This window comes from Paractinoplanes brasiliensis (assembly GCF_004362215.1).
GTDB classification, from domain to species: domain Bacteria; phylum Actinomycetota; class Actinomycetes; order Mycobacteriales; family Micromonosporaceae; genus Actinoplanes; species Actinoplanes brasiliensis.
This window is the reverse complement of the sequence record NZ_SNWR01000001.1, coordinates 4,093,120-4,107,916: the sequence shown is the minus strand read 5'-3', so window position 1 is coordinate 4,107,916 and position 14,797 is coordinate 4,093,120. Positions and strand designations below refer to the sequence as shown.

Below are 14,797 nucleotides of genomic sequence, written 5' to 3'. Positions count from 1 at the left end.
GCGTCATCCCCTTCTCGCGGCGCCCACGGACGCCCCGCTTCGGACTCGGTAGGCGGAGGTGCGGCCGGCGGCCACACGCTCGTAGTTGTCGTCGATGCCGATCGTGGTCTCGGCTGCGCCCAGGAACAGCCAGCCGTCCGGGCGGAGCAGCTTGGCGACGTTCTGCAGCACGGTGCGCTTGGTCGCGACATCGAAGTAGATGAGGACGTTGCGCAGGAAGATGACGTCGAACGGCTGCATCGCCGGCAGCGGCGCGGTGAGGTTCATGAGCCGGAACGACACGTTGCGGCGCAGCGCCTGAGTGATCCGCCAGTGTGCGCCGGCCCGCTCGAAGTACTGCACCAGCTGCGCCGCCGGCAGGCCCCGGTTCACCTCGACCTGGCTGTACTCGGCGGTCTCGGCCCGCTTGACCATCTCGGTCGAGATGTCGGTGCCCATGATCTCGTAGTTCCAACCCGGCGGCAGGTTCTCCTGCATGGTGATGGCCAGGCTGTACGCCTCCTGACCGCTGGAACTGGCCGCCGACCAGACCCGTAGCTTGCGGGTCGCGCCGCGCGACTTGACCAGCTCGGGCAGGACGACCTCGGTGAGCGCCGTGAACGGCTCCCGATCGCGGAACCACGACGTCTCGTTCGTGGTCAACGCGTCGATGATCTTGCGCTGCCGGGCCGGGTCGGGGCGGCGTTGCAGGTCGGCCAGGAACTCGTTGACGTTGGCCGCGCCCACCGCCCTGGCCACCGGGATGAGCCGCGCCTCGACCAGGTATTCCTTGCCGGGCGCGAGCACGATCGAGGCCTCGCGCCGAACGAGCTGCGATACGAAGTTGAACTCGGCCTGCGAGAGCGTCATCGGGCCACCGCCGCCGACCGGCCGGACTTGACCCGGTTCACCAGGTGCGCGGCGATCCGGTCGAGCGGCAACACCTCGTCCGCCAGTCCCGCGCCGACTACGGCGCCCGGCATGCCCCACACCACCGAGGTGGCCTCGTCCTGTGCCAGCACCTCGGCCCCCGCGTCTCTCAGCACCTTCGCACCACCTCGTCCGTCATGTCCCATTCCGGTGAGCACGGTCGCATACGCCGATGCGCCGTAGAGGGCCGCGACGGACCGGAACATGACGTCCACGGCCGGGCGGCAGGAGTTCTCGGGGGGTGCACCGCTGAGCTGCGTCAGCGTGGCCGTTCCCCGGCGATGAAACACCAGGTGCTGATCCCCCGGAGCGATGTAGGCCCAGCCGGGCGACAGCTCCATGCCGTCCCCGGCCTCGACCACCCGCAGCGGAGTGCTGCGGTCGAGTCGTTCGGCGAACATCCTGGTGAAGACGGGGGGCATGTGCTGGGTGACGACGATGGGCACCGGGAAGTCGGCCGGGATGCCCTGCAGCACCTTGGTCAGTGCGTCCGGGCCGCCGGTCGACGAGCCGATCGCCAGGATGTCGATGCGTCCGCCGGGCGCGATCCGGCGCGGCGCGGCGGCCGGACGGGTGGCACCGGAACCGGCGGGCGTCACGCCCGGGCGCCCAGCCGCCGGCGGCAGTCCCGCCCGCGGAGGGGCAGAGCCGGGCCGTCCGGCCAGCGGACGGCCGGGCGCGGCCGGGGTGCCGGGCCGGGCCGGCGGACCAGCCGGGCCGGCCGCCGGACGGCGCCGGCCGGCCAGCGCATAGATCTTGGGCACGAGCTCGTCGCGGACCGCCTTGATCGACTCGTTGACCGAGCCGACGTTGCTCGGCTTGGTCACGTAGTCGGTCGCGCCCGCCGAGAGCGCCTCCAGGGTGGCCGTCGCGCCCGACGCCGAGAGCGTGCTGAACATGATCACGGGGATCTGCTTGTGCCGCTTGCGCAGCTCGCGGACCGCGCTGATGCCGTCCATCTGCGGCATCTCGATGTCCATCGTGATCACGTCGGGCTTGAGCTGATCGATCTTGGCCTGGGCCAGCAGCCCGTTGGACGCCGTGCCGACGACCTCGATGTCCTCGGCGCCGCCGAGAGCGTCGACGATCAGCCGGCGGACAACCACCGAGTCGTCGACAACGAGGACCGAAATCACCTGCCCACCTCCTGACCCAGCCACGCGGGCCCGAGCGCGGCCACGACGGGGGCCAGCAGCCGGTGCGCGGTCGAGGTGTCGAGCAGATCCCGCACCACGAGCGCTTGCACCGCGCCGCTGAGCATGTTCCACACGCCGCCGGCCCGATCGGCCAGGGGAATGGCGGCCGTGTCGACGGCCTGCACCAACAGCATCTGCGCTGCGGCGGCCGTTCGGACCCGATCCGAGAGATAGGCCGCCCAGGAAGCCGAATGAACGGCCGGGGACCAGCCACCGGCGTTGCGGCGGGCGTCCTCGGCCGAGGTGAGCAGCCGGGCCAGATCGCTCGACCGCAGCGAGCGCAGCCGGTCGAGCAGGGCCGACACCGTGTAGTGGTGCGGGCCCAGGTCGATCGGGGCGCCGACCGGCAGCTTGCGCATGGCCGCGACCCAGCCGGCCCCGAGCCGGCGGCGGGTGTCGGCGTCGAGCACCTCGCGCAGGTAGCTGGCCACGGCGGCGTCGCAGATCAGGGCGGTCGCCGCGGCCGCGACCTCGGACTGCTGGGCGTCGCGGCCCGTCCCCGTCCAGGTCCACGCCATCACGTCGTACCGCAGGCAGGTCAGCAGCGCGTCGACCGTGCCGATCGGGGCGCGCTCGACCAGGGCCAGGCTTGCGGCCGCGTCGTCCTTGTTCAGGCCCTTGAGCGACGGCATCCGGCGGGCCGCGCTCTCCACCTCGACCCACAGCGGGCCCCGCGTGTCCTCGTCCGGCAGCCGTTCGGCCAGCAGCGGGAGGTCCGCGGTCTGCAACCGCAATCCGCGCAGCACGACCTCGGCCGTGGCCGACCCGCCGGTGAGACGGGTCAGGTCGAAGCCGAGCACCGGGGCGCTGACGAGGCTGTACATCAGGTCGTGGCGCGGTACGTGTCGACGGCCGCGTTCACGTCGAGGGCCAGCATCAGCCGCCCGTCGAGCTTGAACGTGCCCACCACGAGGTCGCGGGTGGGCCCGCTGAGCGTGTCCGGCGGCGGCTCGAACGTGTCGTCGTCGAGGTCCACCACCTCGCCGATCCGGTCCACCACCAGGCTCACCGGCTCACCGTCGCCGCGCAGGATCACGTTCATCACCGGGCCTTCGAGCGCCTTGCGGGCCAGGCCGAGCTGGACCCGCAGGTCGACCGCGGCGATCACCTGACCGCGCAGGTTGAAGAGCCCGCCGATGGCCGGCGGCGCGAGCGGCACAGGGGTGTACTCGTTGTACGAGAGCACCTCCTGCACCGTGTGCACCTCGACCCCGAAGAGCTGCTCCGCCACCTCGAAGGTGGCGAACTGACGGCTCGCCATCTCAGGCCTCCACCAGCAGCTCGTCGTTTTCCAGGTCGGTGTAGAAGTTCGGGTCGGCGGCCAGGATCGCCCGGCGCACGTCCAGCAGCTCGGTCACGCGTTGCTGGATGACCGCGGTCCCGACCAGCCCGTCCTCCTCCGCGTCCCGGCGGGCCGTGGTCGAGTTCTCGGCTATGTCCACGATCCGGTCAACCACCAGCGCCACGCTGCGGGCTCCCTCGCTGTAGACGACGACCGAGACGTTGTCGCCCTCCGGTTCCTCCCCGTACGCCCCGAGCAGGTGCGACAACCGCACCAGGGGCAGGATCTGGCCGCGGTACTGCACGACCTCGCGGGAACCGGCGTGCTCGATCCGGTCCCGGGGGAACTCCTCGAGCCGGGTGACCGTGTCGAGCGGGATCGCCACCCGGCGTTCGCCGACCGCGGTGACCAGCAGCCGCTCGCCGGAGCCGCCGGCCCCGGACGCCCGCGACGAGGCCTCGAGGTTCTGCCGTTCGGCGTCGGCCGTCAGGTGGCTGCGCCGGGCCAGCGAGGAGACGTCGAGGATCAGGCCCACCTTGCCGTCGCCGAGGATGGTCGCCCCGGCGTACAGGCCGATGTCCTTGAACCTCGAGTTGAGCGCCTTGACCACGACTTCCTCGGTGTTGAGCACGCGATCGACGACCAGGCCGAAGCGCCGTCCGTCGGCCTGCAGCACCATGATGTAGACGCCCTGGTCGCCACCCACGTCGAGACCGAGCGCGCGGTCCAGGCGTACGAGGGGAAGAAGTTTGCCCCGAAGCCGGTAGACGGGGGCTCCGGACGCGTACTCGATCTTGGTGGATTGGCCGTCGATGAAGACCAGTTCCAGCACCGCGACCTGCGGGACGACGTACCGCTGATCGCCGCAGTCCACGGTGAGCGCCTGGATGATGGCGAGCGTCAGCGGGATGGTGAGCCGCCAGACGGTGCCCTCGCCGGGGGTCGAGTCGACACTGACCGCGCCGCCGATGTTCTCGATGTTGGTCTTGACGACGTCCATGCCGACGCCGCGGCCGGACACGTTGGTCACCTTGGCCGCGGTCGAGAAGCCGGGCTGGAAGACCATCGCCATGATGTCGCGTCGGTCCATGTTCGGGATCTGATCGGCGCGCAGCAGGCCGTTCTCGACCGCCTTCTGCGCGATCCGCTCCACGTTGAGGCCGGCGCCGTCGTCGGCGACCTCGACCGCCACGTGCCCGCCCTCGTGATAGGCGCGCAGCGTGAGCGTGCCCTCGGGGTCCTTGCCGGCCGCGATCCGCTGGTCCGGGTTCTCGATGCCGTGGTCGACAGCGTTGCGGACGAGGTGGGTCAGCGGGTCCTTCACCGCCTCGAGCAGGCTGCGGTCGAGCTCGGTCTCCTTGCCCTGCATGACCAGCTGGACCTGCTTGCCGAGCGACTGGCTCAGGTCGCGGACGACTCGGGGCAGCTTCGACCAGATGTGCTCGATGGGCTGCATGCGGGTCTTCATGATGCCCTCTTGCAGCTCACTGGTGATCATGCCGAGCCGCTGGGCGCTGCGTACGAGGGTGGCGTCGCCGGTCTCCATCACGCCGCGGACCAGCTGGTTACGGGCGAGCACCAGCTCACCGACCATGTTCATCAGCGTGTCCAGCAGGTCGACGTCGACCCGGATGGCGCTGTCGGCGATGCTGCGCTTGGGGGTCTGGGCCTGCAACGCCTCGCTGACCGCGGCCGGCTGGGCCTTGCCCTCGTCGAGCAGGATCGTGCCGAGTTTGCGCTCGTCGCCCTCGATCTGCTGGGCGAGCGCGGAGCCGACGTCGGAGGCCTGCGCGGCGCCGGTCTCGACCAGGATCTCGCCGATCGGTTTGCGCTGGTTCTCCACCGGCTCGGGCGCCGGACGCGCCGGCCTCTCCTCGAGCTTCTCGGGCTGCTCGGCCGGCTCGGCGGCGGGCGCCGCGGCGGCCGGCGGGGCCGCCTCGCCGGTCTGCATCTGCGCGTTGACCTGCTCGATGATTCTGTCGATGTCGACGTCGCCCTCGGCCTGCGTCTCCTCGATGGAGGCCAGGATCGAGCGGACGCCGTCGATGGTGGCGAGCAGGGTGGAGATCGTCGTGGGCGTCACCGGCATGACACCGTCGCGCAGCTTGGACAGCAGCGACTCACCCGCGTGGGCCAGCCTTTCGAGGCGGCTGAAGGCCAGGAAGCCGCTGGTTCCCTTGATCGTGTGGATCGCCCGGAAGATGCGCGAGATCAGGTCCCGGGAGTTGGGATCCTGCTCGAGCTCGACCAGGTCACGGTCGATCTGGTCCAGGTTCTCGTGGCTCTCCATGAGGAATTCGCCAACGATTTCACCAAGATCTTCCACGCTTCATTACCTCCTGCTCGCGTCCCCAAGGCCCTCATCGGTTGTCGGCCCGGCCACCTGAGGAGACCCAGACCACAACCCACGGGAAACCTCGTTTCAGGCCTCTCCGCCGGGACGGCGGTAGCGGTAACCGAATCCACGTACGGACTCGATGGGTGAATCGTCGGGGTCGGACCAGCCGAGCTTGCGGCGCAGGCGCAGCACAGCGAACTTGACCCGCTCCTGGCCGATGCCGGTCGGGTCGTCCCAGGCCTGAGTCAGCAGCTGGTTCGGGCTGAGCACCGCCCCGGCATGCCGGACCAGCGCGTTGAGCAGCCGGAACTCGGTCGGGGTGAGGCGTTTCTCGTCGCCCTTGACGTAGACCCGGCGCTTGGTCGGGTCGAGGTGCACCAGCCCGTCGTCGTAGACCTGGCTGGCCCAGCTGTTCTGCCCGCTCGACGAGCGCCGCAGCAGTGCCTCGACGCGTGCCAGCAGCTCGTTGTTGGCGAACGGCTTGGTGAGGTAGTCGTCGGCGCCGCCGCGCAGCCCACGCACCTTCTCGGCCTCCTGCCCGTGCGCGGTCAGCACCAGCACCGGCACGTCCGAGACGTCGCGCAGACGCTCCAGCACCTGCCAGCCGTCCATCTCGGGCAGGCCCACGTCGAGCACCACCAGGTCGGGGTGTTCGGCGTACGCCTCCTTGAGCCCCGCACGGCCGTCGCCGGCGTGCGCCACCTCGTAACCCGCACGGCTGAACAGCAACCGCAGGGCCAGCGCGATGTCCGGATCGTCCTCGACGACGAGTAGGCGACTCATCCTGTGTTCACCATGCCCCCACCCCTCGCACGCACTCGGGTCCGGACACGACCGTCCGCCCGCACGCCGGCCGGCGCCCGGTGGAGGGTCGGTGTCGTCTGTTCGGCTCCGGCGACCGCCGGCGGCGGAATCAACCGCGCAAAGCCACGATAGCGTGATGTCACGGTCTATTTACGGACAGTTACAGATTACCGGGCTATCCGTTTCCCCACGCCGCTGTTCGCCTTTCCGGGCGCGGCCGGTCGGACGGCATCCGTGCCCATGTCGGCCGAGATCGCCAAGCCCCTCAGACTGACATGTTCTGCACCGTTCATGCCGGTTTCCAGCAAAGAAGGGACGTACGGCCTGATAACAGCTCCGATATTCCTAGGTGGGCGACCTAGCCCAGGAGAGGAGCATGCTGTGCTGCGACACCTCATCGCGCTGGTGGCCGGGCCGGCGATCGCATTCGCCGTAGCCGCTCCGGCGCACGCCACGGTGCCGGTGCCGCCCACGCCCCCGGGCGCCGCGACCACGGTTGTCGCCCCGCGCACCCTGATGTCCCAGGTCGTCACGATGACCAACCGGCAGCGCTGGGCCCACGGGTGCCGCCGGCTCACGGTCGACCGGGAGCTGACGGTCGCCTCCGTACGGCAGAGCCTCTACATGGCCCGCACCGGCGTGTTCAGCCACGTCTGGCGCGACGGCACCACCTTCGTACGCCGGTCCCACCTGGCCGGGTACGAGCAGCCGTCGGGCGAGAACATCGCCTGGGGTTACCGCACCGCGCGCGAGGTGGTCGACGCGTGGATGGCCAGCCCGCGGCACCGCGCCAACATGCTCAACTGCGGCGCCAAGTCGATCGGCGCCGGTGTCGTCTACGCGGCCAACGGCGTGCCCTACTACACACAGGTCTTCGGCTGGGACTGAGGCCTCAGAGCTTGCAGTTGACCAGGACGGGCTCGGGGTGCAGCTCGACGCCGAACCGGTCGCGTACCCCGTCGCGTACGGTGCGGGCCAGCGCGAGCAGGGACTCGGTGGTGCCGGTGCCGCGGTTGGTCAGCGCCAGGGTGTGCTTGGTCGAGATGGCCACCCCGTCGCCGGCGAAGCCCTTGGGGAAGCCGGCCCGCTCGATCAGCCAGGCCGCCGGGATCTTCACCGTGCCGTCCTCGCCCGGCCAGTGCGGGGCGTCCAGGCCCAGTGCGGCCCACTGCTCGGCGCTGACCACCGGGTTGGTGAAGAACGAACCGACCGACCACGTGTCGGCATCGTCCGCGTCGAGCACCATGCCCTTCCGCGCGCGCAGACTGCGTACGGTGTCTCGTGCCTGCCGCAACGGCACCCGGTCACCCGCCTCAACGCCGAGGTGCCGGGCCAGTTCGGCATAGCGGATCGGGGCGGACTCGGGCGAACGGGCCAGCCGGAAGTCGACCTCCACCACCACGTAACGATCACTGTGCTTGAAGACGCTGGCCCGATAGGCGAAGCCGCACTCCGACGGGGACATCGCCCGCAGCGTCCCGGCCTGGCGGTCGTACGCGTGCACCGCCACGATCGTGTGAGCGACCTCCTGCCCGTACGCCCCGACGTTCTGGATCGGCGTCGCGCCGGCCGAGCCCGGAATGCCGCTCAGACACTCGATGCCCGAAAGACCCTTTTCCACCGCGTACGCCACCAGGTCGTCCCACGGCTCACCCGCGGCCACCCGCAGCACGACGCTGTCCTCGCGCTCCTCGACGACGCGTACGCCCCGGGTACGCAGCAACAGGACAGTGCCGTCGAACCCTCCGTCGCCGATCACCACGTTGCTGCCGCCGGCCAGAACCAGCAACGGCAGGCCTTCCTCGGTGGCACGACGAACCGTTGCCACCACTTGGTCCGTGTCGGTGGCGACCGTCAGGATGCCGGCTGGGCCGCCGAGGCGTAGCGTCGTGTACGCCGACAGGACGATTTGCGGGGCGGCGGTAACGTCAGGCACGCCAACCACCCTAGGCTCAACGGTTCGGGCGTCTATCGGCGGTCCGGTGGAGCGGGAGAGAATCGCGATGAACAGGCTGCACGCGACGAAGGACTTCTGGCTCGCGGCGCTGCGGGCCGACAGCCCCGCGCTGCAGGACGCGGTTGCCCAGGCCGGGCCCGAGGCGGCCGTGCCCGGCTGCCCCGGGTGGACGGTCGCCGACCTCGTCGAGCACCTCACCACCCAGCTGCACTGGATCCGCGAGATCGCGCCCCGGGGCGTCACCGAGCGTCCCGGCCAGCCGCAGACCCCGCCGCGCCCCGAGTGGGACGCCGCGCTCGACGGGCTGCGCCGCGAGCTCACCGGCACGATCGAGACGCTCGAAGCCCTCGACGCCGACTTCCCGGCGTGGAACTGGGCGCCGCAGGCCAAAAAGGCGGCGTTCTGGCAGCGCCGCACGGCTCACGAGGTCTCGGTGCACCGCTGGGACGCCGAGTCCGCGGCCGAGCGCCCGACCCCGATCGAGACCAAGCTGGCCGCCGACGGCGTGAGCGAGGTGCTCGACACCTGGCTGCCCGCCGGCCGCCGCAAGGGCCCGACCGACCTGCACGGCGTGGTGCACCTGGTGGCCAACGACGCCGGTTACGAGTGGTTCGTGCGGCTGCGCGGGGCCGGGGTGGCCCTGCTCGACACGATGACGATCCTCGACTCCGACGATCACCACGCCCGCGCGCAGGCCACCGGCACGGCGAGCGACTTGCTGCTGATGCTGATGGGTCGCCTGCGTACGGATCGCCTGGTAATGACCGGGGATCCTCGTCTCATCTCCGCCCTGCGTACCGGCTGACCGGCTTACATTCGACTTACCGGTCTGGCGGCGTCCAACATCGCCCCTATCATTAACCGGTTAAGTTGAACTCGCACAGGAAGCGGGGAACGCATGACGGCCACCGTCACGCCCACCACGTCGGCGCAGCCGGCCCTCGCCGCGATCACCTTCCCCGACGGCTTCATCTGGGGCGCTGCCACGGCGTCGTACCAGATCGAGGGCGCGGCGCGGGAAGACGGTCGCGGCCCGTCGATCTGGGACACCTTCAGCCGTACGCCGGGACGCGTCCACCAGGGGCACACCGGCGACGTCGCCTGCGACCACTACCACCGTTACGTCGACGACGTGGCGCTGATGGCGGACCTGGGCCTGGCGTCGTACCGGTTCTCGGTCGCCTGGCCGCGCATCCAGCCGGACGGCACCGGCCCGGTCAACGTCAAAGGTCTGGACTTCTACGACCGGCTCACCGACGAACTGCTCGGCAAGGGCATCGACCCGGTCGTCACGCTCTACCACTGGGACCTGCCGCAGACCCTCGAGGACCTGGGCGGCTGGGCCAACCGGCTGACCGCTGAAGCCTTCGCCGAGTACGCGCAGATCGTCCACGCCCGCCTCGGCGACCGGGTCAAGACGTGGACCACGCTGAACGAGCCGTGGTGCTCGGCCTACCTCGGTTACGGCAGCGGCGTGCACGCGCCCGGCAAGCAGGACCCGGCGGCCGTCTTCGCCGCGATCCACCACCTGCTGCTCGGTCACGGCCTGGCGGCCCAGGCGCTCCGTTCCGCGGGCGCCCAGAGCATCAGCATCACACTCAACCCGAACGTCGCGCTGCCCGTCGACCCGGCCAACCCGGCCGACCGGGAAGCCGTACGGATCATCGACGGGCTGTCCAACCGGATGTTCCTCGACCCGCTGTTCAAGGGTCAGTACCCGGCCGACATGATCGAGCACATCTCGCGGTTCACCGACCTGTCGTACATCGCCGACGGCGACCTGGCCACGATCAGCGCGCCGCTCGACGTGCTGGGGATCAACTTCTATCAACCCTCGTACGTGTCGGCCAAGCCCGGCGCCCCGGCCTCGCTGGACCAGCCCGGCAGCGAAGGCATCGCCTGGCACGCGTCCGACGGCCCGGTCACCGACATGAACTGGCGCATCGAGCCGTCCGCCCTGACCCGCCTGCTCACGCGGATCAACGACGACTACCCCGGCGTCCCGCTGATGATCACCGAGAACGGCGCGGCGTACCCCGACGGCCCGTCGGCCGACGGCGAGGTCCACGACGCCCGCCGCGTCGACTACCTCGACGGCCACCTGCGCGCCTGCCATGATGCCCTGGCGGCCGGTGTCGATCTGCGTGGTTACTTCGTCTGGTCGCTCATGGACAATTTCGAGTGGGCCGAGGGATACCGCAAGCGGTTCGGGGTCGTGCACGTCGACTACGCGACGCAGAAGCGCACCCTGAAGGACAGCGCGAAGTGGTACCGGGAGGTGATCCGGCGCAACGGCATCGCCGCGCCGGATTCTGACGAGGGGTGAGCGATCTGTGGTGACGCGGGAGCGGCCGACCCTGGAAGCAGTGGCGCGCCGCGCCGGGGTGTCCCGGGCGACCGTCTCCCGCGTCGTCAACGGCTCGACCTCGGTGGCCGCCTCCATCCGTGAGGCGGTCACCCGGGCCGTCGACGAGCTCGGGTACGTGCCCAACCAGGCCGCCCGCAGCCTCGTCACCCAGCGCACCGAGTCGATCGCGCTGATCCTGCCCGAGACCGCCAACCGCGTGTTCTCCGACGACCTCTTCTTCCCGGCGATCATCCGGGGCGTCGGCGTCGAGCTCGAAGCGGCCGACAAACAGCTCGTGCTGATGATGGCGGGCTCATCGAAAAGCCACGGCCGGGTCGAACGGTACGCGGTGGCGGGCCACGTCGACGGTGTCATGTTCGCCTCCATGCACGGCGCCGACCCACTGCCGGGCAACCTGGCCCGCCTCGGCATCCCCGTCGTCTGCAGCGGCCGCCCCATCGGGGGCCCCGACGTGCCGTACGTCGACGTCGACCACTTCGGCGGGGTCGCCGCGGGCATACGCCACCTGGTCGCCGGCGGCCGCCGCCGGATCGCCACCATCGCCGGCCCGCAGGACATGGTGGCCGGCATCGACCGCCTGGCCGGCTACCGCGCCACCCTCGACGAGGCCGGCCTGACCCAGCACGTGCAGTTCGGCGACTTCACCCGAGAGTCCGGCATCGCGGCGATGCGCCGGCTGCTTCTCGACGACCCTCAGCTCGACGCTGTGTTCGTGGCCAGCGACATGATGGCGCACGGGGCTCTGCTCGCCCTCAAGGACGCCGGACGCCGGGTCCCCGCGGACGTGGCGGTGATCGGCTTCGACGACTTCGAGATAAGCCGCTACAGCGACCCGCCGCTCACCACCGTTCGCCAGCCGATCGCCGACATGGGCCGCACGATGGCCCGCCAAGTGCTCGGCCTGATCAACGGTGTGCCCGGGCTGCCCGACGCCGTGGTCCTGCCGACCGAGCTCGTGGTCCGCGAGTCCGCCTGAGCGGCCCGCCTCCCCGGACCGCTTCTCCGGCCCGGACGCCACTCCTCGCCGTTCCCGCGTCACCGTTCTCGCGCCGCCGTTCTCGCGCCGCCGTTCTCGCGCCACGGTTTTGCGTCGCGGCTTTGCGTCGTCGCCCTCATATCTCGGTCCCGCACCGCTGCCCTCGCGCCGCCGTCCTGGCGCTGCTGTTTCGCGCCGCCGTTCTCGCGCCGTGGTTTTGCGTCGCGGTTTGCGTCGCGGCTTTGCGTCGCGGCTTTGCGTCGCGGCTTTACGTCGCCGCCCTCATATCTCGGTCCCGCACCGCTGCCCTCGCGCCGCCGTCCTGGCGCTGCTGTTCCCGCGCCGCTGTTCCCGCGCCGCTGTTCCCGCGCTGCTGTTCCCGCGCTGCTGTTCCCGCGCTGCTGTTCTCGCGCCGCCGGCTCAGCGCCGGTCTCGCGTCACCGGCTGACTTGCTGGTCCGCTCGCCCGCCCGCGGCCTGGACCGGGTGGCCCAGCGACTGCCTGGCGAGCAGCGTGGCGCCCGCGATCGCGGCCGGCATCAGCAGGATCGCGCCCAGCGGAATCAGGAAGCAGCAGAACACAACCACACCGAAGCCGAGCGCCAGCGGCCGGTTCGCCCCCAGCACGGCCCGCCGGTGCCGCAGCCGCTGCCCACGCCGCTGGAACGGCACCCCGGTCAGCTCGACGGCGAGCAACCACCCACCCACAGCGCCACCCAGCACCGGAACGACGGTCTGCCCGATCACCGGCACGAACCCGAACAGGAACAGCGGGACGCCGATCAGGATCGACAGCCCGATCAGCCGCAGCGAGTCGATCAGGCTGCGCCGCAACGACGGCCAGAACCCGACCTCGACCTCGTCGGGCACGCCCCCGAAACGATCCTCGACCAGCTCCGAGATCCGCTCGTAGAAAGGGTCACCGATCAACAGCGTGACCGCCGTGAACGTGAGCACGCCGAGCAGCACCGCCACCCCGAGCAGCCCGATGCCCCCGAGCACCTGCACGAGGTCACGTGCCCACTCGCTCCACCCGTCGGCGAACCAGGTGACCGACCGCGACAGCTGCGGCAGATAGTCGATCAGGAAGAAAAGCGCGGTGGCGTAGAGGAACCCGGAGATCACCGCCGGGATGAGTCCCAGACCGAGCAGCTTGGGGTTGCGCAACACCAGGCCGAGCCCGCGCCCGAGCAGCCCGGCACCCATCGCGAACTGCTTGGCGGCACCCAGCGGCCGGGCGGCATCGGCATTCACGCCAGAAGAGTAAAGCAGCCGGGAAAGCTTCGCCTGGGGCCGTGCCTCACCGGCCCCGGACAATCACGGGAAGGACGGCGGCTCCGCGGACGGGGGTTCGGACGGTGACGGCGACGGCTCCCAGCTCGGCGGGGTGCTGATCTCGGTCGGGGTCGGGACCGGGGGCAGTGTCAGCGGCGGCAAGCCGTCGTCCGACGGGGTTGTGGACGGCGTGAGGGACGGCGACGGCGAGGGCACAAGGGTCGTCGGGATCGGGGATGACGACGGCGCGACCGTGATGGAGCCGGGGGCGCTGGCCGTGGCGGGGACGGGTGGGCGGTAGGGCCGGGCCGTGTAGCGAACAGCCACCGGCTCCCTTTTCGGCGAGGTGGGAGCGGCGCCCAGGGTGCCTTCGCCGCCGGGGGCGCCCACTGCAGCGGGGCGTTTCTCGGGCGCGGCCAAGGTCCAGCCGATCATGACGGCGGCCGGCAAGCCGACCGCCACGAGTCCGACAAAGACGGATTTGGGGGAAAGGCGCACGATGTAAACAACGCCGCCAAGGGTGAAGAAGGTTACGGCTCAGCAGGCAGAACGGGCTTGATCAATGAGGAGGGCGACCGGTACTGTCCGCTGGCTCCCCTCTGTCGGGAGGGGTCGGCACACCAACGGGGGATCCATGAAACTCGTTTTCCGTCGCGCCCTACCTGCCCTTTTTGCCGCGTCCCTGGCAGTGGGCCTCGCCTCGCCCGCGCTCGCGGCCGGTGAGGCGCCGACCGGCACGTACGCGTTGAGCTCGACCTCGATCTGGGCCGGTCAGACGGTGACGCTGACGCAGAGCGCCCTCGAGGACGACGACGTCGAGCCCGCGGCGATCAGCCGCGTCATCGACTGGGGAGACGACACTCCCGCACAGACCGCCGAGGCCGGCTCCACGAGCTGGACACACACGTACGCCACCGGTGGCAGCTTCACGGTGAGCGTCACGCTGAACGACGGGACGGTCGAGGGCACCGGCACGCTCGAGCCGGCCACGGTCGTGGTGGCGACGGCGACGGGCACGCTGGGCTGGCAGAAGAACCCGATCTACACCAACACCTACATCGGGACGGACAATCTCCCCCACGACTACAGCGTCGAGGCTGTCTTCGCCCCGACCGGCCTGCCGACCGACACCGCCGAGGCGTGGGTGAGCTGGCCCGACAACGAGTTCACCCTGCTGCGCAAGGGCGCCGATTCGCCAACCGTGCCGCATTACTTCACCAAGGGCACGTTCGCGCCGAAGGTGGAGCTCAAGAACAAGTCCGGCCAGGCGGTCGAGCGTACGGCCGTTCCGCTCGACGTCCTCTACGACAAGACGGCGCCCAAGGTCGCCGTGAAGTTCCCGGCCAGCCCCAACAAGGCGAGTTCCTGGACGACGATCCGGGGCACCGCGAGCGATGCGCACGCCGGCGTCGACTACGTGAGCACGATCGTCCTCAAGTGGAACGACGCCAAGGGCATGTACATCTACAACTTCCAGACCAAGTCCTGGCTGCGCTACACGGGACAGAACCTCTCGCAGCTCCCGGCCGGGGTGGAGGACAGGGCCTCGGTCGCCGCCAACGGCACGTGGGCCACCCGTCCGGTGGCCGGGCTGGCGAAGGGCTGGCACCTGGAGATCTGGCCCGTGGCCCTCGACAAGGTCGCCAACTGGAGCAGCACGGAGTACTACGTCCCGGTCTGGCTGGCCAGCTGA

Annotated in this window: 14 protein-coding genes; 5 read left to right on the top strand and 9 right to left on the bottom strand. The window is 70.4% G+C overall.

Annotated elements, in window-relative coordinates; all coding sequences use genetic code 11:
* Positions 1 to 3: 3 nt before the first annotated feature.
* The 6 genes from C8E87_RS18425 to C8E87_RS18400 form a co-directional block, all read right to left on the bottom strand.
* The gene (locus C8E87_RS18425; protein WP_133874236.1) at positions 4 to 849 is read right to left on the bottom strand and encodes a CheR family methyltransferase; all 846 of its coding nucleotides are present in this window, start codon (positions 847 to 849) and stop codon (positions 4 to 6) included.
* Complete coding sequence (locus C8E87_RS18420; RefSeq protein WP_133874235.1) at positions 846 to 2,045, bottom strand: protein-glutamate methylesterase/protein-glutamine glutaminase; 1,200 nt, start codon at positions 2,043 to 2,045, stop codon at positions 846 to 848. Before C8E87_RS18420 ends, C8E87_RS18425 begins: the two co-directional genes overlap by 4 nt.
* Positions 2,042 to 2,929, bottom strand: a complete 888-nt coding sequence (locus tag C8E87_RS18415) for a hypothetical protein (protein WP_133874234.1) — start codon at positions 2,927 to 2,929, stop codon at positions 2,042 to 2,044. Before C8E87_RS18415 ends, C8E87_RS18420 begins: the two co-directional genes overlap by 4 nt.
* Positions 2,929 to 3,366, bottom strand: coding sequence for a chemotaxis protein CheW (locus tag C8E87_RS18410; protein ID WP_133874233.1), 438 nt, complete (start codon positions 3,364 to 3,366; stop codon positions 2,929 to 2,931). The genes C8E87_RS18415 and C8E87_RS18410 overlap by 1 nt, the downstream gene beginning before the upstream one ends.
* 1 nt (position 3,367) lies before the next feature.
* Complete coding sequence (locus tag C8E87_RS18405) at positions 3,368 to 5,713, bottom strand: chemotaxis protein CheW (RefSeq protein ID WP_133874232.1); 2,346 nt, start codon at positions 5,711 to 5,713, stop codon at positions 3,368 to 3,370.
* A gap of 96 nt (positions 5,714 to 5,809) precedes the next feature.
* Positions 5,810 to 6,508, bottom strand: a complete 699-nt coding sequence (locus C8E87_RS18400; RefSeq protein ID WP_133874231.1) for a response regulator transcription factor — start codon at positions 6,506 to 6,508, stop codon at positions 5,810 to 5,812.
* A gap of 402 nt (positions 6,509 to 6,910) precedes the next feature.
* On the opposite strand from C8E87_RS18400, the gene C8E87_RS18395 reads away from it, so the two are divergent.
* The gene (locus C8E87_RS18395) at positions 6,911 to 7,417 is read left to right on the top strand and encodes a CAP domain-containing protein (protein WP_239079780.1); all 507 of its coding nucleotides are present in this window, start codon (positions 6,911 to 6,913) and stop codon (positions 7,415 to 7,417) included.
* Positions 7,418 to 7,421: 4 nt separating this feature from the next.
* Here C8E87_RS18395 and C8E87_RS18390 read toward each other — a convergent pair whose 3' ends face one another.
* Positions 7,422 to 8,465 (bottom strand): UDP-N-acetylmuramate dehydrogenase, encoded by a 1,044-nt coding sequence (locus tag C8E87_RS18390; protein WP_438866075.1) that lies wholly within the window; start codon positions 8,463 to 8,465, stop codon positions 7,422 to 7,424.
* Positions 8,466 to 8,532: 67 nt separating this feature from the next.
* Here C8E87_RS18390 and C8E87_RS18385 point away from each other — a divergent pair, with 67 nt between their 5' ends.
* The 3 genes from C8E87_RS18385 (at position 8,533) to C8E87_RS18375 (ending at position 11,830) form a co-directional block, all read left to right on the top strand.
* On the top strand, positions 8,533 to 9,291 hold the full coding sequence (locus C8E87_RS18385; protein ID WP_133874228.1) for a maleylpyruvate isomerase family mycothiol-dependent enzyme: 759 nt from the start codon (positions 8,533 to 8,535) through the stop codon (positions 9,289 to 9,291).
* Between the two features lie 93 nt (positions 9,292 to 9,384).
* Positions 9,385 to 10,812, top strand: a complete 1,428-nt coding sequence (locus C8E87_RS18380) for a GH1 family beta-glucosidase (RefSeq protein ID WP_133874227.1) — start codon at positions 9,385 to 9,387, stop codon at positions 10,810 to 10,812.
* A 7-nt stretch (positions 10,813 to 10,819) separates the two neighbouring features.
* On the top strand, positions 10,820 to 11,830 hold the full coding sequence (locus C8E87_RS18375) for a LacI family DNA-binding transcriptional regulator (protein WP_133874226.1): 1,011 nt from the start codon (positions 10,820 to 10,822) through the stop codon (positions 11,828 to 11,830).
* A gap of 437 nt (positions 11,831 to 12,267) precedes the next feature.
* Here the strand turns inward: C8E87_RS18375 and C8E87_RS18370 are convergent, their stop codons facing one another.
* Together C8E87_RS18370 and C8E87_RS18365 are read right to left on the bottom strand one after the other, a co-directional pair.
* Complete coding sequence (locus C8E87_RS18370; RefSeq protein ID WP_133876920.1) at positions 12,268 to 13,035, bottom strand: EI24 domain-containing protein; 768 nt, start codon at positions 13,033 to 13,035, stop codon at positions 12,268 to 12,270.
* 111 nt (positions 13,036 to 13,146) lie between these two features.
* Positions 13,147 to 13,566 carry a hypothetical protein gene (locus C8E87_RS18365; RefSeq protein WP_133874225.1) on the bottom strand — a complete coding sequence of 140 codons (420 nt, stop codon included), beginning with the start codon at positions 13,564 to 13,566 and terminating at the stop codon, positions 13,147 to 13,149.
* Between the two features lie 172 nt (positions 13,567 to 13,738).
* On the opposite strand from C8E87_RS18365, the gene C8E87_RS18360 reads away from it, so the two are divergent.
* A complete protein-coding gene (locus tag C8E87_RS18360; protein WP_133874224.1) occupies positions 13,739 to 14,797 on the top strand; it encodes a PKD domain-containing protein in 1,059 nt (352 codons plus the stop codon).

What these genes read in the sequence shown, in the direction of transcription:
- C8E87_RS18385 (WP_133874228.1), top strand. Translation starts at nt 8,533, where the DNA reads ATGAACAGGCTGCACGCGACGAAGGACTTCTGGCTCGCGGCGCTGCGG.
- C8E87_RS18425 (WP_133874236.1), bottom strand. Translation starts at nt 849, where the DNA reads ATGACGCTCTCGCAGGCCGAGTTCAACTTCGTATCGCAGCTCGTTCGG.
- C8E87_RS18380 (WP_133874227.1), top strand. Translation starts at nt 9,385, where the DNA reads ATGACGGCCACCGTCACGCCCACCACGTCGGCGCAGCCGGCCCTCGCC.
- C8E87_RS18415 (WP_133874234.1), bottom strand. Translation starts at nt 2,929, where the DNA reads ATGTACAGCCTCGTCAGCGCCCCGGTGCTCGGCTTCGACCTGACCCGT.
- C8E87_RS18370 (WP_133876920.1), bottom strand. Translation starts at nt 13,035, where the DNA reads ATGGGTGCCGGGCTGCTCGGGCGCGGGCTCGGCCTGGTGTTGCGCAAC.
- C8E87_RS18400 (WP_133874231.1), bottom strand. Translation starts at nt 6,508, where the DNA reads ATGAGTCGCCTACTCGTCGTCGAGGACGATCCGGACATCGCGCTGGCC.
- C8E87_RS18410 (WP_133874233.1), bottom strand. Translation starts at nt 3,366, where the DNA reads ATGGCGAGCCGTCAGTTCGCCACCTTCGAGGTGGCGGAGCAGCTCTTC.
- C8E87_RS18360 (WP_133874224.1), top strand. Translation starts at nt 13,739, where the DNA reads ATGAAACTCGTTTTCCGTCGCGCCCTACCTGCCCTTTTTGCCGCGTCC.